Source organism: Nocardioides deserti, from assembly GCF_014266025.1.
Lineage (GTDB): Bacteria > Actinomycetota > Actinomycetes > Propionibacteriales > Nocardioidaceae > Nocardioides > Nocardioides deserti.
This window is the reverse complement of record NZ_JACMYC010000024.1, coordinates 1-22,422: the sequence shown is the minus strand read 5'-3', so window position 1 is coordinate 22,422 and position 22,422 is coordinate 1. Positions and strand designations below refer to the sequence as shown.

At 74.1% G+C, this 22,422-nt stretch carries 19 protein-coding genes; 7 read left to right on the top strand and 12 right to left on the bottom strand.

Annotation, left to right across the window (positions count from 1 at the left end; all coding sequences use genetic code 11):
• Window positions 1-150: 150 nt before the first annotated feature.
• Genes H7344_RS19630 through tmk form a run of 3 tightly spaced genes read right to left on the bottom strand, consistent with a single transcriptional unit; the run spans window position 151 to window position 3,508 of the window.
• Window positions 151-1,731: an alpha/beta hydrolase gene (locus H7344_RS19630; RefSeq protein WP_186347674.1), complete on the bottom strand. Its 1,581-nt coding sequence runs from the start codon at window positions 1,729-1,731 to the stop codon at window positions 151-153.
• A complete protein-coding gene (locus tag H7344_RS19625) occupies window positions 1,728-2,879 on the bottom strand; it encodes a DNA polymerase III subunit delta' (RefSeq protein ID WP_186347673.1) in 1,152 nt (383 codons plus the stop codon). The genes H7344_RS19630 and H7344_RS19625 overlap by 4 nt, the downstream gene beginning before the upstream one ends.
• Complete coding sequence (tmk, locus tag H7344_RS19620) at window positions 2,876-3,508, bottom strand: dTMP kinase (RefSeq protein WP_186347672.1); 633 nt, start codon at window positions 3,506-3,508, stop codon at window positions 2,876-2,878. Before tmk ends, H7344_RS19625 begins: the two co-directional genes overlap by 4 nt.
• Window positions 3,509-3,594: 86 nt before the next feature.
• On the opposite strand from tmk, the gene H7344_RS19615 reads away from it, so the two are divergent.
• Together H7344_RS19615 and H7344_RS19610 are read left to right on the top strand one after the other, a co-directional pair.
• Window positions 3,595-4,668, top strand: a complete 1,074-nt coding sequence (locus tag H7344_RS19615) for an ion channel (protein WP_186347671.1) — start codon at window positions 3,595-3,597, stop codon at window positions 4,666-4,668.
• A complete protein-coding gene (locus H7344_RS19610) occupies window positions 4,665-5,645 on the top strand; it encodes a YihY/virulence factor BrkB family protein (RefSeq protein ID WP_186347670.1) in 981 nt (326 codons plus the stop codon). Before H7344_RS19615 ends, H7344_RS19610 begins: the two co-directional genes overlap by 4 nt.
• Window positions 5,646-5,655: 10 nt before the next feature.
• Here H7344_RS19610 and topA read toward each other — a convergent pair whose 3' ends face one another.
• Complete coding sequence (gene topA / locus H7344_RS19605; RefSeq protein ID WP_186347669.1) at window positions 5,656-8,376, bottom strand: type I DNA topoisomerase; 2,721 nt, start codon at window positions 8,374-8,376, stop codon at window positions 5,656-5,658.
• Between the two features lie 234 nt (window positions 8,377-8,610).
• Between topA and H7344_RS19600 the strand changes: the two genes are divergently transcribed.
• Together H7344_RS19600 and H7344_RS19595 are read left to right on the top strand one after the other, a co-directional pair.
• Window positions 8,611-9,150 (top strand): RNA polymerase sigma factor, encoded by a 540-nt coding sequence (locus H7344_RS19600; protein ID WP_222130909.1) that lies wholly within the window; start codon window positions 8,611-8,613, stop codon window positions 9,148-9,150.
• On the top strand, window positions 9,147-9,839 hold the full coding sequence (locus tag H7344_RS19595) for a hypothetical protein (protein ID WP_186347668.1): 693 nt from the start codon (window positions 9,147-9,149) through the stop codon (window positions 9,837-9,839). The genes H7344_RS19600 and H7344_RS19595 overlap by 4 nt, the downstream gene beginning before the upstream one ends.
• Here H7344_RS19595 and H7344_RS19590 read toward each other — a convergent pair.
• Window positions 9,820-11,301, bottom strand: a complete 1,482-nt coding sequence (locus H7344_RS19590; RefSeq protein WP_186347667.1) for a DUF7059 domain-containing protein — start codon at window positions 11,299-11,301, stop codon at window positions 9,820-9,822. The genes H7344_RS19595 and H7344_RS19590 overlap by 20 nt on opposite strands.
• A 267-nt stretch (window positions 11,302-11,568) precedes the next feature.
• Here H7344_RS19590 and H7344_RS19585 point away from each other — a divergent pair, with 267 nt between their 5' ends.
• Both H7344_RS19585 and H7344_RS20295 read left to right on the top strand, forming a co-directional pair.
• A complete protein-coding gene (locus H7344_RS19585; RefSeq protein WP_186347666.1) occupies window positions 11,569-13,164 on the top strand; it encodes an Ig-like domain repeat protein in 1,596 nt (531 codons plus the stop codon).
• A gap of 146 nt (window positions 13,165-13,310) precedes the next feature.
• Window positions 13,311-14,627: an Ig-like domain repeat protein gene (locus H7344_RS20295; RefSeq protein WP_222130908.1), complete on the top strand. Its 1,317-nt coding sequence runs from the start codon at window positions 13,311-13,313 to the stop codon at window positions 14,625-14,627.
• A 76-nt stretch (window positions 14,628-14,703) separates the two neighbouring features.
• Here the strand turns inward: H7344_RS20295 and H7344_RS19575 are convergent, their stop codons facing one another.
• Together H7344_RS19575 and H7344_RS19570 are read right to left on the bottom strand one after the other, a co-directional pair.
• Complete coding sequence (locus tag H7344_RS19575) at window positions 14,704-17,166, bottom strand: sodium-translocating pyrophosphatase (protein ID WP_186347665.1); 2,463 nt, start codon at window positions 17,164-17,166, stop codon at window positions 14,704-14,706.
• Window positions 17,167-17,371: 205 nt separating this feature from the next.
• A complete protein-coding gene (locus H7344_RS19570) occupies window positions 17,372-17,710 on the bottom strand; it encodes an anti-sigma factor antagonist (protein WP_166190198.1) in 339 nt (112 codons plus the stop codon).
• A 152-nt stretch (window positions 17,711-17,862) separates the two neighbouring features.
• On the opposite strand from H7344_RS19570, the gene H7344_RS19565 reads away from it, so the two are divergent.
• Window positions 17,863-20,190, top strand: a complete 2,328-nt coding sequence (locus tag H7344_RS19565) for a DEAD/DEAH box helicase (RefSeq protein WP_229706968.1) — start codon at window positions 17,863-17,865, stop codon at window positions 20,188-20,190.
• 41 nt (window positions 20,191-20,231) lie between these two features.
• Here H7344_RS19565 and H7344_RS19560 read toward each other — a convergent pair whose 3' ends face one another.
• From H7344_RS19560 to H7344_RS19540, 5 genes are all read right to left on the bottom strand, one after another.
• Window positions 20,232-20,591, bottom strand: a complete 360-nt coding sequence (locus tag H7344_RS19560; protein ID WP_186347664.1) for an Rv3654c family TadE-like protein — start codon at window positions 20,589-20,591, stop codon at window positions 20,232-20,234.
• Complete coding sequence (locus H7344_RS19555) at window positions 20,588-20,965, bottom strand: TadE family type IV pilus minor pilin (RefSeq protein WP_186347663.1); 378 nt, start codon at window positions 20,963-20,965, stop codon at window positions 20,588-20,590. Before H7344_RS19555 ends, H7344_RS19560 begins: the two co-directional genes overlap by 4 nt.
• Window positions 20,962-21,183 (bottom strand): DUF4244 domain-containing protein, encoded by a 222-nt coding sequence (locus H7344_RS19550; protein WP_229706969.1) that lies wholly within the window; start codon window positions 21,181-21,183, stop codon window positions 20,962-20,964. Before H7344_RS19550 ends, H7344_RS19555 begins: the two co-directional genes overlap by 4 nt.
• Before the next feature lie 190 nt (window positions 21,184-21,373).
• On the bottom strand, window positions 21,374-22,099 hold the full coding sequence (locus tag H7344_RS19545) for a type II secretion system F family protein (protein ID WP_186347662.1): 726 nt from the start codon (window positions 22,097-22,099) through the stop codon (window positions 21,374-21,376).
• The coding region (locus H7344_RS19540) for a type II secretion system F family protein (RefSeq protein ID WP_390625366.1) at window positions 22,096-22,422 on the bottom strand (327 nt) is incomplete at its 5' end. The genes H7344_RS19540 and H7344_RS19545, both read right to left, overlap by 4 nt.

Genomic DNA, 22,422 nt, shown 5'->3' with positions numbered 1-22,422 from the left:
GACCGCCGCCTCACCAGCCCACTGCCCCGACCTCACCGCCAACCAGAACCGCCGACGATCTGCCCGCTCGATCCCCACTCCGCACCTCCACTACCCGTGGCGGTGCAACGACTCCCTGAACCCGCGGTCCGTTACTACCCCGACAGGGGCTCAGCAGCGGAGGCCGTCGTCGGGGACGGTGCCGTCGAGCAGATAGGACTCGATCGCCTCGTCGACGCAGGCGTTGCCGGCGTTGTAGCCGGTGTGGCCGTCGCCGTCGCGGGTGACGAGGACGCCGGGCTCGAGCTGGTCGGCGAGCGCCTCGGCCCAGGCGTACGGCGTGGCCGGGTCGCGCGTCGTGCCGACGACGACGATCGGCGGCGCGCCGGAGGCGTCGACCTCGGGCGTCTCGACGGTGGCCTCGGCGCGCACGCCGAGGCAGCCGGCCAGCCCCCAGGCGAAGACCTCGCCGAAGGTCGGGGAAACCCGCTGGAAGGCCGGCACCTGCGCCGGGACTTCGGCGGGGTCGACCGCGGTCGGGTCGTCGAGGCAGTTGATCGCGAGGTTCGCCTCGGAGCTGTTGTCGGTGTAGCCGTCCGGGCCGCGCGAGGAGTAGAGGTCCGCGAGCTGAAGCAGCAACCGGCCGTCCCCGCCGAGGGCGGCTCCCAGCGCACGGGTCAGGAGCAGCCAGTAGTCGCGGTTGTAGAGCGGGGCGACGATGCCGTAGAAGGCGTTGCCCACGGCGAGCTCCCGGTCCCCGGCGGGCAGGGGCTGGGCGTCCACCTCGTCCAGGAAGTCGGTCAGCCGTCGCAGCCCGCCCTCGACGGAGTCCCCGAGCGGGCAGCCGTCGGACGCGACGCAGTTCTCGACGTACGCGCGGATCGCGGTCTCGAAGCCGCGTGCCTGCCCGAGGCTCCGCTCCCGCAGGTCGAGCGAGAGGTCGACCGCACCGTCGAGGACGAGCCGGCCGGCGCGGTCGGGGAACAGCTCGGCGTACGTCGCGCCCAGCTTGGTGCCGTACGACGCCCCGAAGTACGTCAGCGTCGACTCGCCCAGGGCCGAGCGCAGCACGTCCATGTCCCTCGCGGCCTCGACCGTGGTCACGTGGTTCGCCAGCTCGCCGGACTCCTCCGCGCAGCCGGCGTTGAAGGCGCGCTGGGCCTGCGCGAGCGCCTCGGCCTCCTCGCGGTCGTCGGGGCTGGGGTCGGCGGCGAGGAAGACGTCGAGCTGCTCGTCGGAGACGCAGTCGACGGCGGTCGAGAAGCCGGTGCCGCGCGGGTCGAAGCCGACGACGTCGAAGCGCTGCAGCAGCGGCCGGCCGAACACGAGCCCCGCCTGCGAGGCGTACGTCGTGCCGGGTGCGCCGGGGCCGCCGGGGTTGACCACGAGCGAGCCGAGCCGCTGGCCCGGGTCGGCGGCCGGCACCCGCAGGACCGCGACCTCGATCGTCTCGCCGCCGGGACGGGCGTAGTCGAGGGGGACCGTGAGCCGGGTGCACTCCTGGTCGCCGCAGGCCTGCCAGTCCAGCTCCTGCTCGTAGAAGCGGGCGAGCGCCGGCCGCGGCGGTTCCTGCGCGCCCGGCTCCGGCGTCGTGGTCGGTGCGGGCACCGGACGAGCGGCCTCCGACGAGTCGGAGCCCGGCGGGGTCGAGCCGTCGCCGGAGGACAGACCCGCGATCGCGATGCCGATCCCGCCGAGGACGAGTGCGGCGACGAGCACCAGCACGATGAGACGGACGGTCCCCTGCTTCATCGGGCGCTCCCCTGGGCCGGCGCCCGCAGCGCGACCATCATCGACTCCAGCGCCAGCGGCACCGGCACGTTGAACTCCAACATCTGTTGGCGGGCCTCGAAGATCCAGCCGATCCGGCGCAGGTTCAGCTCGGGGGTCGAGGTGCGGACGATCTCGGCGAGGTCGGCGCGCAGCTCGGCGTTCACCAGCTCGCCGGGCGCGCCCGTCCCGAGGGCGACCGCGTCGCGGTAGACCGACACGAGGTCCATCAGCGCCCGGTCGACGACGTCGAGGACCCGTCGCTTGGCGCGCCGCTTCTGGTCCTCCTGGAGGCTCTTCAGCGCGGCGGCGTACTCCCGGGCCCGCCGGCCGCGGTCCTCGTAGCCGAACGCCTGGTCCAGGTCGGCCTTGTCCCGCGCGTCGCGGTCGGAGGTGATCGCCTCGGCCTCCTCCTTGGTGACCTCGGCGAGCGTCGTGGCGGCGCTCATGCAGGCACCGAGGCTGGTGAGCCGGGCCGGGATGGCCACGACCTCGTCGCGCCGCCGCCGCGCGCCCTCGTCGCGGGCGAGGGCCCGGGCCCGGCCGATGTGGCCCTGGCTGGCCCGCGCCGCCCGGGCCGCCAGCGCGGGGTCGACCCCGTCGGCCCGCTCCAGGAACGCGGCGACGTCGGGCGTGGACGGCGTCGACAGCGTCACGAGCCGGCAGCGCGAGCGGATCGTCGGCAGCACGTCGTCGACGGTCGGGGCGCAGAGCAGCCACACGGTCCGGGCGTTGGGCTCCTCGATCGCCTTGAGCATCGCGTTGCCCGAGTGGTCGTTGAAGCGGTCGGCGTCCTCGACCACGATGACCTGCCAGCGCTGGCCGACCGGGCTGAGGGCGGCCCGGCGCACCAGCTCCCGGGCCTCGCCGACGCGGAACTGCACCGACTCGGTGCTGACGACCACGACGTCGGCGTGGGAGCCGGCGAGGACGGTGCGGCAGGAGTGGCAGCTGCCGCAGCCGGCCTGCTCGCACTGGAGCGCGGCGGCGAAGGCGATGGCGGCGTTCGAGCGGCCCGACCCCGGCGGACCGGTGAACAGCCAGGCGTGGCTCATCCCCTGCCCGCCGGCGGCGGCCCGGAGCGCCTCGACCGGCCGGGCCTGCCCGACGAGGGAGTCCCAGACGGTCATCGGGACGCCTGCCCGAGCAGCGGCTCGACCCGGGCGCGCACGGCGGCGGCGATCTCGTCGACCGGCGCGCGGGCGTCGAGCACGAGGTAGTGGTCGGGGTCCGCCGCGGCCATCCGCAGGAACGCCTCGCGCACGCGCCGGTGGAACTCCAGCGACTCCCCCTCGATCTTGTCCCGCTCCGCGAACCGGCCCAGCCCCTGCTCGGGCTCGAGGTCGAGCACGACGGTCAGGTGCGGGCGCAGGTCGTCGGTCGCCCAGCGCGAGACCCGCTCGACCATCGCCACGTCGAGGTCGCGGCCCGCGCCCTGGTAGGCGAGCGAGGAGTCGACGTACCGGTCCATCACCACGACCTCGCCCCGCTCCAGCGCGGGCCGCACGACCCGCGCGACGTGCTCGGCGCGGTCCGCGGCGTACAGCAGGGCCTCGGTGTGCGGGTCGAGCGCACCGGTCGCCGGGTCGAGCACCAGGCGCCGCAGCACCTGCCCGACCTCGGTGTCGCCGGGCTCGAAGGTCAGGACGACGACGTACCCCTCGGACTCGAGCCAGGACCGCAGCCGGCGGGACTGGGTGGACTTCCCCGAGCCCTCCCCACCCTCGAAGCAGACGAGGACGCCGGTCGTTGCGTGCACGCGCCGAACCTACGTGGCGGCACCGACGGGGACCAACGCAGGCAGCCGACTTGGCGACGCGGCGCGGATCGGCTTGGCTGACCGCGATGCCCGTCCTCCTCTCCCTCTGGAGCCACTACCGGCGCCGCCTCACCTGGCAGACGCCGCTGCTGGTGCTGGGACTGGTGTTCGTCACCAGCTGGGCGCTCATGGCGCTGGCCGAGGACAGCACGGACATCGCCGAGCCCCGGCAGTACTGGTGGTGGTTCCTCGTCACCGCGTCCACCGTCGGGTACGGCGACGTCTACCCGGAGACGACCGGCGGCCGGCTCGTCGCGGCGTACGTCGTCGCGGGCGGCGTCGCCACCCTCACCACCGTCTTCACCCACGTCGCCGACCGGATCTCCCGAGCGAAGGGACGCCGCATGCGAGGCCTCACCGATCACGACCTCAGCGGGCACGTCGTGCTCCTCGGCTACACCGCCGGGCGGACCGACCGGCTGGTGCAGGACCTGCTCGCCGACGCGGCCGCGGGCGGCCGCGCGCTCGACGTGGTCCTCTGCGCCTGGGAGGACCAGGCGGAGGTGGACCCGCTGCCCGACGACGTGCGCACGCACTTCGTCCGCGGGGACCTCACCGACCTCGACGTGCTCCGTCGGGCTGCGCCCGCGCGGGCCGCCGCGATCCTCGTCGACGCCCGCGACGACAACGAGGCGGTCACGCTCACCATCGCCGCCGAGGAGGTCTCCAGCGGCGTCCACACGGTCGTGACGCTCCGGGACCTGGCCCGGCGCCGCACGATCGCCCGCGTCGACCGCACGGTGCACTGCGTGCAGTGGCACGCGACGCAGATGGTCCTCGAGGAGCTGCAGGACCCGGGCATCGCCGGCGTCTACGACGAGCTGATGACCCCCGGCGGCATGAGCACGTGGTCCAGCACGGTGCCCGACGGCTCCCCTGCGACGTACGGCGCGTGGCAGCGCGCCCTCGGCGAGGCGCACGGCGCGACCCTGCTCGCGCTGCGCGCCTCTGCCGACCGGGACGACGTCGTGGTGAGCCCCGGCTGGGACACCACCGTCCCGGCCGGCTCGGTGCTCTACTACGTCGGTCCCCGGCGCTTGACCGCCGCCGAGCTCCGCGACGTGCTCGCCGGCCGGACCGACGGCGACGTCGTCAGGTGACCACCGCGCGCACCGTCCCGGTCACGACCGAGATGGACGGCGACGAGCTCGACGCCGAGGACGCCTGGCACCTCGCGCGCCACCACGGGCTGCGGCGGGTGGCGGTCGACTCGTTCGTGCGCTTCCGGTACGGCGACGGGTTCACCAACAGCCGCGCGCTCGCCCTGCAGGCCTGTCTCGCGGTCGTGCCGTTCCTGCTGGCGCTGACCGGGCTCACCGCCGACCTCGACCAGGAGCGGCTGGCGGAGGTCGTCGCGCTCACCGTCCAGCAGGTCTCACCCGGCCACGGCGGCGGCGACGCCCTCGCGGGCGCCGTGGCCGGCGGCGAGAGCAGCGAGGACGCCGGCGAGGTCGCCCTCGTGCTCGGCCTGCTGGTGTCGCTGGTGTCGATGGCGACCGCGATGGGGCAGGTCGAGCGCGGCACGAACCGGATCTACGGCATCCGCCGCGACCGGCCCGCCCTGCACAAGTACGGCCGGGCCGCGGTGCTCACCGCGCTGCTGGCCGTGCCGGTCGGGCTCGGGTTCCTCCTGCTCGTCGCGGGCGGGGCGTTCGGGGACGCGATGGTCGAGGTCTACGGCTGGTCCGCGGGCACCGAGCTCGCCTGGGACATCACCCGCTGGCCGCTCGGGCTGGTGCTGCTCGTCGTCACGATCGCGGTGCTGCTCGACCACGCGCCGCGGCGACGCCAGCCGGCGCTGTCCTGGCTGGCGCTCGGCTCGGCCACCGCCGTGCTGGTCAGCCTGCTCGCGGCGGCCGGCCTGGCGGCGTACGTCCGGCTGAGCGGGTCGTTCGGCGAGACCTACGGCCCGCTCGCGGGGATCATGGCGCTGCTGCTCTGGTCGTGGCTGAGCGCGACCGGGCTGTTCTACGGGACCGCGGTGTGCGCGCAGCTCGAGGCCTACCGCGCCGGCGAGCCGGACCCGGCGTACGACGACCCCGGCCGCCCGCACGGGCGGGCGGTCGGGGACCTCTGAGCGGGGCGGTTCAGGCCTTCTTCGCCGCGGCCTTGGCCGTCTTCTTGGTCGCGGCCTTCTTGGCGGTGGTCTTCTTGGCGGCCGTCTTCTTCGCCGGGGCCTTCTTGGCCGCCTTCTTCGCGCCCTTCTTGGCGGGGCCGCGCTCGCGCCGCTCGGCGAGCAGCTCGGCGGCCCGCTCGAGGGTGATCGACTCGACCGAGTCGTCCTTGCGGAGGGTGGCGTTGTACTCGCCGTCGGTGACGTACTCGCCGAACCGGCCGGACTTCACGACCACCGGCTGGCCCGACACGGGGTCGTTGCCGAGCTCCTTGAGCGGCGGCGCGGCGGCTGCCCGGCCACGCTGCTTGGGCTGGGCGTAGATCTTCAGCGCCTCGTCGAGGGTGATCGTGAGCAGCTGCTCCTCGGCCGGGAGCGTGCGGGAGTCGCTGCCCTTCTTCAGGTACGGCCCGTAGCGGCCGTTCTGGGCGGTGATCTCCTCGCCGTCCTCGGCGGTGCCGACCACCCGCGGCAGCGAGAGCAGCTTGACGGCGTCCTCGAGCGAGATGGTGTCGAGCGACATCGACTTGAACAGCGAGCCCGTCCGCGGCTTGTCGGACTTCTTCGCGTCCTCGGGCAGCACCTCGGTCACGTAGGGCCCGTAGCGGCCGTTCTTCGCCACGACCTCCAGCCCGGACTCCGGGTGGCGGCCGAGCTGGATCTCCTCGCCGGCGGGGTTGGCGAAGAGCTCCTTGGCCTTCTCCAGCGTCAGCTCGTCCGGCGGCAGGTCGTCGGGGACGTTCGCGCGCTTGCCCGCGAGGCTGCCGTCGTCGTCGCCACCGTCGGTCGGCACGGCCTCGAGGTAGGGCCCGTAGCGACCCACCCGCAGGTGGATGCCGGAGTCGGGGCCACCGACCGGGAACGTCGCCAGCTCGCGGGCGTCGATGTCGCCGAGGCCGTCGACGAGCTTCTTGAGCCCCTCGACGTCGCCGGAGCCGAAGTAGAACTCCGCGAGCTCGGTCTTCCGCTCCTTGCGCCCGGCCGCGATCTCGTCGAGCACGTCCTCCATCTGGGCGGTGAACTCGTAGGAGATCTGCCGCGGGAAGTGCTCCTCCATCAGCCGGATCACCGAGAAGGCCAGCCACGCCGGCACCAGCGCGTTGCCCTTCTTGTAGACGTAACCGCGGTCGACGATCGTCTTGATGATCGAGGCGTACGTCGACGGGCGGCCGATCTCGCGCTCCTCGAGCTCCTTGACCAGCGTGGCCTCGGTGTAGCGCGCGGGCGGCTTGGTCTCGTGGCCGGCGGCCGCGATCGAGGCGGCCGACAGCTCGTCGCCCTCGGTCAGCACCGGCAGCCGGGTCTCCGCGTCGTCCTTCTGCCCGCCGTCGTCGGTGCCCTCGACGTACGCCTTCAGGAACCCGTGGAAGGTGATCGTGCGGCCGCTCGCGGAGAAGACGACGTCCTCGCCGCTCGCCGCGGTGCCGCCGATGCGCACCGAGACCGACTGGCCGGTGGCGTCCTTCATCTGCGAGGCGACGGTGCGCATCCAGATCAGCTCGTAGAGGCGGAACTGCTCGCCGGTCAGCCCGGTCTGGCCAGGGGTGCGGAAGGTGTCGCCCGCCGGCCGGATCGCCTCGTGCGCCTCCTGGGCGTTCTTGACCTTGCCGGCGTAGGTGCGGGGGGCGTCGGGGAGGTACTCCGCGCCGTACAGCTCGCGCACCTGCGACCGCGCCGCGTCGATCGCGGCCCCCGACAGCGTCGAGGAGTCGGTGCGCATGTAGGTGATGAAGCCGTTCTCGTAGAGCCGCTGCGCGACCGACATCGTCACGCTGGCGCTCATGCCGAGCTTGCGGCTGGCCTCCTGCTGCAGCGTCGTGGTGCGGAACGGCGCGTAGGGCGAGCGGCGGTAGGGCTTGGACTCCACCGAGCGCACCTCGAAGGTGCTCTCCTGCAGCGAGCCGGCGAGCGCCTCGGCGCGGGTCCGGTCCAAGTGGACGACCTTCGCGCCGTCCTTGAGGACACCGTCCTGGGTGAAGTCCGAGCCGCGCGCGACGCGGACGTCGTCGACCGAGTGCAGCTTGGCGGGGAACATGCGCTGGTCGTTCCGGGCGCCGGCGTCGAAGGTCGCGTCGAGGTCCCAGTACGACGCCACGTGGAAGCGCATCCGCTCGCGCTCGCGGTCGACGACCAGGCGGGTCGCGACGGACTGGACACGACCGGCGGAGAGGCCGGACATGACCTTCTTCCACAGCACCGGGCTGACCTCGTAGCCGTAGAGGCGGTCGAGGATGCGGCGCGCCTCCTGGGCCTCGACCAGGTCCATGTCGAGGTCGCGAGGGTTCGCGGCGGCGGCGAGGATCGCGGGCTCGGTGATCTCGTGGAAGACCATCCGGCGCACCGGGATGCCCTTCGGCTTCAGCTCGTCGAGGAGGTGCCAGGCGATCGCCTCGCCCTCGCGGTCCTCATCGGTGGCGAGGAAGAGCTCGTCGGCGTCCTTGAGGAGCGACTTGAGCTTCTTGACCTGGTCCTTGGAGCGCTTCGGGACGACGTAGTAGGGCTCGAAGCCGTTGTCGACGTCGACCGCGAGGCGGCCCCACGGCTTGTCCTTGATCTTCGCCGGGGTGTCGGCGGCCGACTGCGGCAGGTCACGGATGTGGCCGATCGAGGACTCGACGACGTACCCCTGACCGAGGTAGCTCCCGATCTTCTGGGCCTTCGCCGGGGACTCGACGATCACCAACTTGTGTGCCACGGACCTGTCATTTCCTCACGTTGCCGGGTGGTTCCCCGCGCTCGCGGGACTCACAGCCGGTCACGGTAGCGCGTGCCGTCGACCATCCCGCTTCCCCGGGGCCGGGCCGGAACGGGTCGTGTGCTCCACGACGCGCCCGGCCGCGACCGCGGGCACACGACCCGCCGTCAACGTTTCGCGCCCCGCCACCGTCATCAGGGGGACAGTGGGACCCGGAAGGACAGGGAGACGGACGTGGCAGCTGGCGCACCGGGCGACGCCCCGGACTTCGCGGACTTCGTGGTCGTGCACCAGGGGCCGCTCCTGCGGCTGGCGCACGCGCTCACCGGCGACCCGCACGACGCCTGGGACCTGACCCAGGAGGCGTTCGCGCGGCTCGGCGAGCACTGGGAGCGACGGCGCCCCGACGTGCCGGAGGCGTGGCTGCGGACCGTGATGGTCCGGCTCAACATCGACCGCCTGCGCCGCCTGCGGCGCGAGCTGCCGGTCCTCGGCGGCCGGGGTGACCGGCCGGACGCGCCCGTGCACCACACCGGCGAGGCGGAGGGCTGGCTGGTCGAGGCGCTGGCCACGCTCACGCCGCGGCAGCGCACCGCGCTGGCCCTGCGGTACGTCGAGGACCTCGACGTCCGCGGCATCGCCGAGCGGATGGGCTGCTCCGAAGGCACCGTCAAGAGCCAGCTCTCCCGCGGCACCGAGCGGCTCCGCGAGCACGCCCGCCACCACCTCCCGACCGTCCCGGGCACGACCCGACGAGAGGACGCCGTCCGATGAACGACACCACCGAGCACGACCCGACGATCAGCGCCGCCTACGACCGGCTGACCGAGCAGGTGCGCCCGCCCGGCGACGGCCTGCAGCGCGTGCAGCGCCGGATGTCCGTACGCCGCCGGCGACGCCGCGCCGCAGTCGGGGTCGCCGCGTTGGCGGTCGTCGGCGGGGCGACCCTCGCCGCGGTCACGACCGGCGGCGAGCCCGACCGGGCCGTCGACGTGGCGACCCAGCCGGGGCCCGAGCCGCTCAGCACCACCCTGTCCGACGGCTCCGTCGTGGTGTTCGAGGGCATCGAGGTGACGTGCGAAGACGGGCTGATCGTCGCCCAGAACGAGCACCGGCTGGCCCGCGGCGCCGGCGACGAGGCGCGCTTGGCCGAGCCGTTCGTCTACCTCGAGGTCCGGCCGGACCAGGTGTCGCCGGGCGAGACGTTCACGCTCCCTGTCGACGGGCCCGGTGGCTCCGACACCTACCCGGTCCTGCTGTTCTTCGCACTCGACGACGACACGGCCGGCGACAGCACCGCGCGGGCCAACGAGCTCTCCAGCGCGGTGGGCGGAGCAAGCGGCACCGTCGAGGTCCGCGAGGCCACATGCGGGCCCGAGCCGAGGCTCGCGCTGACCGTCGACGCAGTCCTCGGCAGCGAGGTGGGGCAGGAGTCTATGCCGCTCACGGGCGAGCTGCGGTGAGGAACCCCTCCTCGACGAGCTCGCCGACCACCGGCAGGTAGGTCGCGCGGGTCTCGCCGGGGTCGCGGTCCAGCAGCTGGGCCACGGCGTCGAGGATCTGGCCGACGGTCAGCTCGCCGTCACAGGCGCCCACCAGGGCGGCCTCGACGGTGTCGACCTGGCGGGCGCGCCGCAGCCCGCGCTGCTGGCGCAGCACGATCGTCTCGGGGTCCTCGGCACCGACCGGGCCGGTGGTCTCCTGCCGGACGTCCTCACGGGTCGTGAGCCGCGCATCCGCGCCGACCCCGGTCGCCAGCACCGGGCCGACCTCGCCCCAGGCCTCGATCGCCGGGCCGATCGGCTGCTCGACGTCGTACGGCCAGTCCAGGAAGGTGCGCCGGCTCGCGCCGGGCCCGACCTTGTGCAGGTTGACCCAGCCGAAGCCGATCGCCTCGACGCCCTGCTCCTCGAACCACGAGAGCCAGGTGTCGTACCGCACCAGGTAGTCCGGTGCGCCGTGCTGGCCGGCGTCCTTGAGCCACAGCTCGACGTACGCCGCGGGGTCGAGCAGCTCGCGCTGCACGACGAGCGCGTCGCAGTCGTCGGCGATCCACGGGGCCAGCCGCTCGTCCCACGGGCGGCCGTCGAGGACCGCCCAGTTGGCCAGCACCTGGCACCAGCCGCCGTCCGCGAGGTGGGCCGGCGCGGCGCGGACGATGTCCTCGACCACTCGGTCCCCGGGCAGGCCGGAGTCGCGGTAGACCAGCCGCTCGCCGGTCGCCGGCGAGATCACGAACGGCGGGTTGGTGGCGATGAGGTCGAAGGCCTCGCCCTCGACCGGCTCGAAGTACGACCCGTCCCGCACGTCGACGCGGTCGGCCACCTCGTTGAGCGCGGCGTTGAAACGGGTCACCCACAACGCCCGGCGGTTGACGTCGGTCGCGACCACCCGGTCGGCGTGGGTGGCGAGGTGGAGCGCCTGCACGCCGCAGCCGGTGCCGAGGTCGAGCGCGCGGCCGACCGGCCGGCGGAGGGTGAGCTGCGCCAGGGACGTCGACGCGGGGCTGATGCCGAGCACGTGGTCGGCGCCGACCGCCTGGGGGCCGCCGTCGAGCCCGGGGGTCAGGTCGCTCACCACCCACAGGTCGCGGCCGTCGGCGGCGTACGGACGGACGTCGAGGCGCGCCGCCACCTCGCCCACCGTCTGCTCGACCAGGCCCTCGGCGGCCATCCGTTCCACCAGGTCGGGCAGCGCCCGCTCGGCCGCTGCCAGCTCGACCGGGGTCTGCAGCAGGAACAGGCGGACGAGGGTCTCGAGGGGCGAGCCGCCCTGGGTAAGCCGCAGCCCCGGCGTCGTCTCGTTGCGCGCGAGCGCCTCGTGGGCGCGCGGCCCGAGCAGCTCGGCGACCGCGTCGTAGGTGAAGCCGGCGACGGTCAGCGCGGCACGCAGACGTGCCGGCAGGTCGGTGGCGGAGGTGCTCATCGGATCGAGCCTAGGGCCTGGACGGAAGGCCGACGCCACCCAGGCGCACTACCCAGGCGACCACCCGGACAGGTCACCCGGACGGTCGGACCTGCTCCGCGGCATGGCCCGGATGGACTAGTCCGTTCGGTCCATGTCCGGTCAAAGAGCCCTCCTACCCCGTCGCGGTGCCCCTAGGTTCCCAAGCCTGGGGGAGCCCAGGGCGCGCACGACGCGTCGACGACACGTCCGGTCGGGAGCCGGGCGTCCGATGGGGAGGAAACCCGTATGCCCACGCACCACCGCGCCTTGAGCGCGCTCGCCACCACCGCCCTGCTGTCCTCGGGCCTCGCGCTCGGCACCGCAGCGCCGGCCCAGGCCGCGCCGGTCGAGCCGGCGCCGCTCGTCCAGGTCCAGAACAAGGACGGTCTCGGCGACCTGGTCGCACTCATCACCAACCCGGTCCTCAACCTGCTCGGCGGAGTGCCCGGCGTCGGCCAGGCGGTGTCCGTCACCAAACCGCTCGTCGACAACGTCCTGGGCCTGCTGAACCTCGACATCGTCTGGCTGTGCGACGGCAACGTGATTCCCGGCTCCGAGGGCTTCTGGACGTTCGTCCCGACGGAGGCGCAGGCCGGCTGCGAGCTCGCGGCGAAGACCATCGCCACCGTGCTCGGCGTGCCGATCTCCGGCATCACGCGGGTCATCGAGATCCCGCTGTCGAACATCCCCGATCTGCCGGGCTCCGTGAAGGCCCCGACCCTGACGAAGGCCGTCGCGATCCCCGCGACAGCAAAGGTCGGCACGCCGATGGCGGCCACGCCGCCGGTGTGGGACCAGAACGCCACCGACGTCGTCACCACCTACGAGTGGCTGCGCGGCGGTACCGCGATCGCCGGCGCGACCAGCGCGACCTACACGCCGACCGTCGAGGACCTCGGCAAGGCGCTCTCCGTGCGCGCCACTGGCACTCGCAAGGACGCCCCCACGCCGGCTCCCACGTCGACCAGCGCCGCCGTGACCGTCGCCCAGGGCGACGCCCCGACCGCGACCGTGCAGCCGTCGATCGCCGGCAAGCCCGAGGTCGGCGGGACGCTCACCGTCAACGCCCCGACCTGGTCGGGCACCGGCACCACGAACACCACCTACCAGTGGCTGCGCGACGGCCAGCCGGTCACGGGCGCGACCGCGCCGACGTACGTCGTCACCGAGGCCGACGCCGGCAAGGCGCTCACGGTGAAGGTCACCGGCAAGCGGACCGGGTACGCCGACGGCACCGCCACCAGCGCGCCGATCACCGTGACCGCGGTCGACAAGCCGATGACCCCCACGGTCACCCCCTCGATCTCCGGCTTCGCCGAGGTCGGTCGCACGCTGACCGCGAGCCCCGGCTCGTGGAGCGCGCCGGACGCCACCTTCACCTACGTGTGGCGCCGCGACGGCATCACGATCCCGGGCCAGACCCGGCCGACGTACGTCGTCCAGCTGGCCGACATCGGCAAGCGCCTGACCGTCGACGTGACCGCCACCGCGACCGGCTTCTCCGAGACCGTCGCGAGCGCGACCACGGCCGGCACCGTCAACCGCCTCACCTCGGTGACCGCCGCGAAGCTGGCGAAGAAGAAGATCCGCAAGGGCACCAAGGCCAAGGTCGTCGTGACGCTCCGCTCCGCGGGCGTCGCGCGGACCGGCCAGGTCCGGATCTACGACGGCAGGCGCGTGCTCAAGACCCTCTCGGTGAAGGGCAAGAAGACCGTCAAGCTGCCGAAGCTGGGCGTGGGCAAGCACCGGATCAAGGTCACCTACCTCGGCTCGAGGACCACGGCTCCGTCGACCTCGAAGGTCGTCGTGCTGAAGGTCGTCAAGAAGAACAAGAAGAAGTAGCGGTCCGGCCCGGCCGGTCCAGGCCGGTCCAGACCGCCGGGGGCATGCGGGCGAACCGCGTGCCCCCGGTCACGCTCCGCCGTACGGTCGCGAGCGGAGGAAGCACATTTCCGGCGCCTGGGAGGGCGCCGACATGGGAGGGAAACATGCAGTCGTACAAGCGCGCCCTGGGCGCCGTCGCCACCGCCTCGCTGATCAGCACCGGACTGGTGGCGGGATCCGCCGTCACCCCGGCGCACGCCGCGCCCGCCGCGCCCGCCGCGGCTCCGGCCCCCGCCTCGGTCCTGCCGGACCTGCCGCTGCCCGACCTGCCCGGCCTCGACCTGCTGTCGATGCTGACGAACCCGCCGAAGCTCGAGGGCATCCCCGGCATCGGCAGCCCGCTGACGCTGCTGGCACCGGTCTTCGACCTGCTGCCGATCGACCTGCAGAAGCTGCTGTCGTTCGACGTCTCCTGGCTCTGCGACGGCTCGCTCATCACGCTGCCCGCCGGCGCCGACCCGTGGCAGTTCATGCCCACGCAGGCGCAGGAGGGCTGCCAGATCGCCGCGAAGGTGACCACCACCGTCCTCGGCTTCCTGCCGCTGGAGATGATCACCACCGCGCTGCAGCTGCCGGGCGCCGAGCCCACCGCGCCCAAGGTCGTCACCGCCGCGACGGTCACCGGCACCGCGAAGGTCGGCGAGGTCCTCACCGGCGCCGCGACGTTCGAGGACGGCGTCAGCACGACCTACCAGTGGCTGCGCTCCGGCGTCGCGATCCCGGGCGCCACGAGCACGTCGTACACCGTCGCTCCCGAGGACGGCCTCAAGGCGCTGACCTTCAAGGCGACCGGCACCAAGGGCGACCTGACCACGGTCTCGACCGCCGAGGTCACTCCCGCGCTCGGCGCGGCGCCGACGTCGATCAGCGGACCCGTCCTCAGCGGCAACCCGGTCATCGGTCGCACCCTGTCGGTCACCCCCGGCACGTGGAGCGGCACCGGCCCGACGCAGTTCACCTACCAGTGGATGCGCGGCCGTGAGGCGATCTTCGGCGCCACCGAGTCGTCGTACCTCCTCAAGGGCGCCGACGCCGGCCAGGAGGTGTGGGCGGTCGTCGCCGGCACCCGCACCGGCTACGAGCCCGGCCGGGCCAGCACCGACGCCGTGCGCGTCGCCAAGGCCGCCAGCACCGTCAAGCTCGCCCTGCCCAAGAAGAAGATCAAGAAGGGCGCCAAGGCCGCCCTGAAGATCCGCCTCGGCGCCGAGGGCCTCAAGCCGGCGGGCCAGGTCAAGATCCTGCGCGCGGGCAAGACGATCAAGAAGTACGTCGTCCGCCCCTCCGACAACGGCGTCCGCACGGTGATGCTGCCCAAGCTGAAGCCGGGCAAGCACAAGCTCCGCGCGGTGTACGCCGGCAGCGCGACCGCGGGGAAGTCGCGGTCGGCGCAGGTCGTCCTCACGGTCCTGCGGAGGAAGTAGCCCCAGTACCAGGGAGAGCCCCCCGACGCCCTGGGCGTCGGGGGGCTCTCTCGTCGTGCAGGTGGTGCGGCCGGCCCTACGGCGTGGGTGACTGGTAGGGCCGGGTGGGCTCCGCGTCGACGACCGGGCCGGTGCCGGTGCCGGTGCCGGTGCCGGTGATCGGCAGGCCGGTCGCGGGGTCGACCATCGGGTCGGTCGCACCCGCCGGCGGGGCCGGCGGCGCGGGCGGCGGCGGGGGGTTGCCGTCGTCGTCGCCGATGACGACGGAACGTCGCTTGGACATCACGACCGCCGCGGCGATGCCGAGGGTCGCGACCAGCGCGATGACCACCGACAGCGGACGGTTGGCGTCCTCCCCGACGGTGAGCGAGACGATCGCGCCGACGATGAGCAGCGAGACCAGGTTCATCACCTTGATCAGCGGGTTGATGGCCGGGCCGGCGGTGTCCTTGAACGGGTCACCGACGGTGTCACCGATGACCGTGGCCTCGTGGGCGAGCGAGCCCTTGCCGCCGTGGTGGCCGTCCTCGACGAGCTTCTTGGCGTTGTCCCACGCCCCGCCCGCATTGGCGAGGAAGACCGCCATCAGCGTGCCGGCGCCGATGGCGCCGGCGAGGAAGCCGGCCAGCGGCCCCACGCCGAGGCCGAAGCCGACCGCGATCGGCGCCAGGATCGCCAGGATGCCCGGCGTGGCGAGCTCGCGGAGCGAGTCGCGGGTGACGATGTCGACGACCTTGCCGTACTCCGGCCGGCCGGTGCCCTCCATGATCCCGGGGATCTCGCGGAACTGGCGCCGCACCTCGAAGACCACCGCGCCCGCCGCCCGGCCGACGGCGTTGATCGCCAGCCCGGAGAAGAGGAAGACCACGGCGACGCCGATGAGGAGACCGACGAGCACGTCGGGGCTGAAGACGAAGAAGCTGATCAACCCGTCGTCCTCGGTCGGCCGGACCTCCCGCAGCTGGTCGACCGCCGTGCCGATGTAGGAGCCGAACAGCGCGCTCGCCGCCAGCACCGCGGTCGCGATCGCGATGCCCTTGGTGATCGCCTTGGTGGTGTTGCCGACCGCGTCGAGCTCGGTGAGGATCTGCGCGCCCTCCGGGCCGACGTCGCCGGACATCTCCGCGATGCCCTGGGCGTTGTCGGAGACCGGGCCGAAGGTGTCCATCGCGACGATGACGCCGACGGTGGTGAGCAGGCCGCAGCCCGCGAGCGCCACCGCGAAGAGCGCGATCGACAGCGACCCGCCGCCGAGGAGGAAGGCCCCGAAGACCGCGGCGCCGATGACGAGCGTCGTGTAGACCGCCGACTCGAAGCCGACCGCGAGGCCGGACAGGATGACCGTCGCCGGTCCGGTGAGGGAGGTCCGGCCGACGTCCTTGACCGGCTTGAACTCCGTGCCGGTGAAGTAGCCGGTCAGCGCCAGGATCGCTGCGGCGAGGACCACGCCGATCACGACGGCGAGCGCCGCGATCAGGGCCGGGTTGCCGGAGGCGGCGTCGTAGCCGAACGCCTGGTCGAGCGGGCTGCCGCCGGCCGGGATGCCGGTGAGGTCGGCGAAGCTGGTCGGCAGGTAGACGAAGGACAGCACGATGCACGCCAGGGCGGCGACGCCCGCGGAGATGTAGAACGCGCGGTTGATGGTGGTCAACCCGTTCTCGCCGACGCGCGGCTTGCACAGGTAGACGCCGGCCACCGCGGTGAGCGCGCCGATGGCCGGGACCAGCAGCGGGAAGACCAGGCCCTTGTCGCCGAAGGCCTGCGACCCGAGGATGAGCGCCGCCACAAGCGTGACGGCGTACGACTCGAAGAGGTCGGCGGCCATGCCGGCGCAGTCGCCCACGTTGTCGCCGACGTTGTCGGCGATGGTGGCGGCGTTGCGCGGGTCGTCCTCGGGGATGTTGTTCTCCACCTTGCCGACCAGGTCGGCGCCGACGTCGGCGGCCTTGGTGAAGATGCCGCCGCCCACCCGCATGAACATCGCGAGCAGCGCGGCGCCGAAGCCGAAGCCCTCGAGCACCTGGGGCGCGTCGTCCTGGAAGAACAGCACCACGAGGCTGGCGCCGAGCAGGCCCAGGCCGACGGTGGCCATGCCGACGAACGCGCCGGTGCGGAAGCCGATTGTCATCGCCGGCTCGCGGCCCGTGGTCTCCGCCGCGGCGGCGACGCGCAGGTTGGCGCGGACCGCCAGCGACATGCCGAGGTAGCCGATCGCCGCCGAGAAGCCGGCGCCGACCAGGAAGAACACCGAGCGGAACACCCGGACGACCGCGTCGTCGGCCGGCAGGACGAGGAGCAGGAAGAACGCGATGACCGCGAAGACCGCCAGTGTCCGGAACTGGCGCTGGAGGTAGGCGTTGGCCCCCTCCTGGACCGCGGTGGCGATCTCCTTCATCCGCGGGGAGCCCTCGCCGGCGGCGAGCACCTCCTGGCGGAACATCACCGCCAGCGCGAGTGCGCCGAGCGCGATCAGCGCCACCACGATGACGAGGACGAGGTTCCCCCCTTCCACGGCGACGGCGGGATGGATCCCGGGCATGCGCTACCTCCTGAGCTCGACAAGCGGAAGGTCACGCCGGCGGTGACGTCGACGTGACCTGGATCACGTGCGGCCGGAGTCTACGCACGCGAAGGCGTGCCGTGTCTCCACCTGAGGCCCGGGCGGCGCGCCGTGCGCAGGCGGGGCGTGGGGTCGAGAGGCGGCGAAGTCGCGCCGGGGCGGGCCTCGGCGGCCCGCGGGAGGATCAGCTGCCGGCGAGCGCGGCGTCGGCGGAGTCGTGGATCACGAACACCTTCGCCAGGCCGGTGATCCGGAAGATCTTCAGCAGGCGGTCCTGGGTGCAGACCAGCTGCAGGGACCCGTCGTGGGCGCGGACCTTCTTCAGGCCGCCGACCAGCACGCCGAGGCCGGTGGAGTCGAGGAACTCGACGGCCTCCATGTCGATGACCAGGTCGTAGACGCCGGCGGCGACGAGCTCGGTGATCTTGTCGCGCAGCTTGGGAGCCGTGTACACGTCGATCTCGCCACCGACGGCAACGATGGTCGTCCCATCGACGTCGCGCGTCGCAAGAGTCAGGTCCACGTGTTCTCCCTGAAGACTGTCGGTCGGTGGCGAATGTACGCGGGCGGCGTCCCGTCCCGACACTCGGCCCGCCCTATGAAACCACGCCGACCGGGACGGTGCACAAAGACAGTAAAGACGGGACTGTCCCCGGCCCCTGCGACACTGGCGCGGTGACCTCGACCGCCCAGCGACGCCGCCTCCCCGTGGCGGAGCTGGTCGACCGGCTCTCCTCCGTTCCCGGCCGCGAGGGCCGGTTGACGCACCTGGAGACGCTGCCGGCCCGCGCGGCGGTGACCGCCCCGTGGCCGGAGTGGGCCGACCCCTCCGTCGTGGCCGCGTTCCGGGCCCGCGGGGTCGACCAGCCCTGGCAGCACCAGGCCGTCGCGGCGGACGCCGCGCACGCCGGCCAGCACGTCGTGCTCGCCACCGGGACCGCGTCGGGCAAGTCGCTCTCCTACCAGCTCCCCGCGCTGTCCTGCGTCCTCGCCGGGCGCGGCCGTCGCGGGCAGCGCGGTGCGACCGTCCTCTACCTCGCGCCGACCAAGGCGCTCGCGCAGGACCAGCTCGCCGGCATCAGCGGGCTCGGTCTCGACGTCCGGGTCACCACCCACGACGGCGACAGCGGCCGCGACCAGCGCGACTGGGCCCGCGACCACGCGGAGTACGTCCTCACCAACCCCGACATGCTCCACCGCTCGCTGCTGCCGGGCCACCAGCGGTGGGCGCAGTTCCTCGGCTCTCTCCAGTACGTCGTGGTCGACGAGTGCCACCACTACCGCGGCGTCTTCGGCGCGCACGTCTCCCACGTGCTGCGCCGGCTGCGGCGGGTGTGCGCGTCGTACGGCGCGTCCCCCACGTTCGTGCTGGCCTCGGCCACCGTCGCCGACCCGGAGGTCGCCGCCGGCCGGCTGACCGGGTTGGACGTGCTGGCAGTGACCGGGGACGGCTCCCCGCGCGGCGAGGTGTCGCTGGCGATGTGGGAGCCGCCGTTCACCTCCTACACCGGGGAGAACGGCGCGCCCGTCCGCCGCGCGGCCTCCTCGGAGACCGCCGACCTGCTCGCGGACCTCGTCGTCGAGGACGTGCGGACGCTCGCGTTCATCCGCTCCCGGCGGGGCGCCGAGCAGGTGGCGATGACGGCCGCGGGACTGCTGGCGGACGTCGACCCGTCCCTGCCGGGGCGGGTGGCGTCGTACCGCGGTGGCTACCTGCCGGAGGAGCGTCGCGACCTCGAGCAGGCGCTGCGCCGCGGCGACATCACCGGGATGGCGGCGACCAACGCCCTCGAGCTCGGCATCGACGTCAGCGGGCTCGACGCGGTGCTGATGGCCGGCTTCCCCGGCACCCGCGCGGCGCTGTGGCAGCAGGTCGGCCGGGCCGGCCGCGGGGCGCAGGACGCGCTCGGGGTGCTCGTCGCGCGCGACGACCCGCTGGACACCTACCTCGTCCACCACCCCGAGACGCTGCTCGGCCGCCCGGTCGAGGCGACGGTCTTCGACCCCGGCAACCCCTACGTCCTCGGACCGCACCTGTGCGCCGCCGCGCAGGAGATCCCGCTGACCGCCGACGAGCTGGAGCTGTTCGGGCCGACCGCCCCGGCGGTGGTCGACCAGCTGACCGCCGCCGGCCTGCTCCGCAAGCGGCCGCGCGGCTGGTTCTGGACCGACCGGCGCCGCGCCGCGGACCTGGCCGACATCCGCTCGGCCGGCGGCCGCCCGGTGCAGCTCGTCGAGGGCGGGACCGGCCGGGTGGTCGGCACCGTCGACGCCTCGAGCGCGCACGGCACCGCCCACGCCGGCGCCGTCTACGTGCACCGCGGTGAGACCTACCTCGTCGCCGACCTCGATCTCGTCGAGCACGTCGCGGTGGTCGACCGCGCCGAGGTCGACTACTCCACCTCGGCCCGTGAGGTCACCGACATCACGATCGTCGCCGAGCGCGAGTCCCGGCGGTGGGGTGACTGCCGGCTCTCCTTCGGCGACGTGGACGTGTCCCACCAGGTCGTCTCCTTCCTCAAGCGGCGCCAGCCCAGCGGCGAGGTCGTCAGCGAGGAGCCCCTCGACCTCCCGGCCCGCTCGCTGCGCACCACCGCGGTCTGGTGGACCGTGCCGGACCACGCGCTGCAGGAGGCCGGGCTCGACAAGCGGGACCTGCCGGGCGCCGCCCACGCCGCCGAGCACTGCTCCATCGGCCTGCTGCCGCTGTTCGCCACCTGCGACCGGTGGGACATCGGCGGCGTCTCCACCGCGCTGCACGCCGACACCGGCATGCTCACCGTCTTCGTCCACGACGGGCACCCGGGCGGCGCCGGGTTCGCCGAGCGCGGGTACGCCGCCGCGCGGGAGTGGCTCACCGCCACCCGCGACGCCATCCGCTCCTGCGCCTGCGTCGAGGGCTGCCCCTCGTGCATCCAGTCGCCCAAGTGCGGCAACCAGAACAACCCGCTCGACAAGCACGGCGCCGCCGCCCTGCTCGACGTCCTGCTCGGCGACGGCTGAGCCCCGGGGCCGGCCGGCCACCTGCGGCCGGACCCGGCTGGTCATCCGGGGCCGGCGCGGGCCTCGCCGGTGAGGTCGGCGACCTGCCCGAGCCAGCGGGGGCCGGGCACCTCGGTGCGGACGCGGACGTCGCGGCCGGCGACGGTGCAGCCGCGGAGCGTGGCGCCGTTCCGCTCGGCGATGGCGGACGCGGCCGCGCACGGGTCGCCCCGTCCCGCGCCGCCGACGGCGGCGGCACCCGCCAGCGCGGCCAGGTCGGCCGCGGACTGCGCGGCCCGGTGGGCCCGGACCATCGCCGCCACCACCCCGAGCGCCGACCCGACCAGCAGGAGCAGCGCCAGGCAGCCGACCGCGAACAGCGTCACCGAGCCGGCCTCGTCTGGTGCACGACCGCGGGTCACGGCCCGGCCTCCTCGTCCAGGGCGTAGGCGGTCGCGTGCACCCGGACGGCCGGCAGGAAGTCGAACAGCCCACCGGGACCGTCGACCCGGCCGCTGGCCTCGACGACCACCTCACCGCCGGACCGGCTGAGCGCGACCGTGCTGCCCGGCGGCGCCACCCGCTCACCGCGGGCGACGGCGGCGCCGTCGTCGTCGCCGCGGGCGGCCGCCCGCGCGGTCTCCCGGGCGGCGTCGACGACCCGGACCTGGGCCGCACCGACCGCGAGCAGCCAGACGAGCCCGGCGGTCACGGCGACCAGGGCCGGCAGCACGAGCGCGAGCTCGGCGGTGGCCGCTCCGCGCTCGTCCCGCCCGCGACCGGTGCGGCGGCTCACCCGATGCCCAGCAGACCGAGGACGTGGTCGAACAGGGTGGTGAGCAGCTCGTTGCCGAAGCCGCCGCTGAGCATCTTGTAGAGCAGGCCGGCCAGGCCGGCGCCCGCGGCCGTGCCGACGGCGTACTCCGCGGTGGTGATGCCGTCCTCGCTGCGGCTGCGCTTGCGGTTGCGGCTGAGCTCGGGGGCCATGCGGGCGGAGAGGGGTCTGCGGGTCATGCGTCGCTCCTTCGGTCGGGGCCACGGACGTGGCCGGGTCAGGTCGAGGTTCGCCCGACCAGCGGCGGTGGCGCAGGCCGCGCGACGGCCGCTGTGGAGAGCGGCGCGGCGACGGCCGCTGTGGACGCCGGGCGGCGCCGGCTCGTCGGCCGGGTCGTCGGCCGGGTCGTCGCCGGGTCATCGCGCCGGGTCATCTGGCCAGCTCCCCGAGCAGCCCGGCGACCAGCGGCACGATCCCGACCAGCAGGAACGCCGGCAGCAGGCACAGGCCCAGCGGCACCGCCGCGCGCACGCCGACGGTGCGCGCGCGGTCCTCCACCTCGGCGCGGGAGCGGGCGGCCAGCTCCTCGGCGAGCCGCTCGACCGTGGCGACGACCGGAGCACCGGTCGCGTGCGCCCGCGCGAGGGCACGTCCCAGCGGCGCGAGCTCGGGGTCCTCGCCGAGCCCGGACCACACCGTGGCCGGGTCGACGCCCAGCGCGAGCCGGGCCGAGGCGGTGGCGAGCCGGTCCGCGGCCGGTCCCGGCAGCGCGCGGCACACCAGCGCGACGGCCTCGCCCGGCGCCGAGCCGGACCGGAGCGCGGTCGCGAGGAGGGTGACGACGTGCGGCAGCTCCCGACGGACGGCCTCGCGCCGACGGCGTACCCCCGGTGGCTCGGCGCGGGTCAGCACCACCCAGGCGCCGATCGCGGCTGCGACGCCGGCGACGGGCGCGGCCACCCCACCCACGAAGAGGTACGCCGCCACGCCGCTCAGCAGCGCGAGGGCCGGCCGTCGGCGGCGCATCCAGCCCGCCTCGTCGGCCGTGGCGGCGACCGTCGGTCCGGCCGCGGGCAGCCGTTCGCGGGCCGGCGGGAGGAGCGCTGCGGCAAGCGCTGCGGCGAGGACCGCGAGCGCGCCGACGGGGCCGGTCACGCCGCCCCGTCCACGTCGCGGGCGATCGCCTCGATCCAGGCCAGGCCGGCCCAGCCGAGGGCGAGCCCGGCCGCGAGGCACGCGAGCCCGACCGGGTGGCCGAGCAGGAAGCCCCAGGGGTCGCCGCCGGCCCCGGAGCCCATGAGCAGCGCGAGCACCGGCAGGCAGGCGACCAGCCGGGCGGTCGCCCGCGCCGAGGCCAGCTCGCCGCGCACGATCCGTCGGGTCGCGTGCGCGGCCCGCAGGTCGGCGGCGACCCGGTCGACCGCGTCGGCGAGGCCCTGGCCCGTGCGCGCCGCGACCTGCCAGGCCGCGGCGACCAG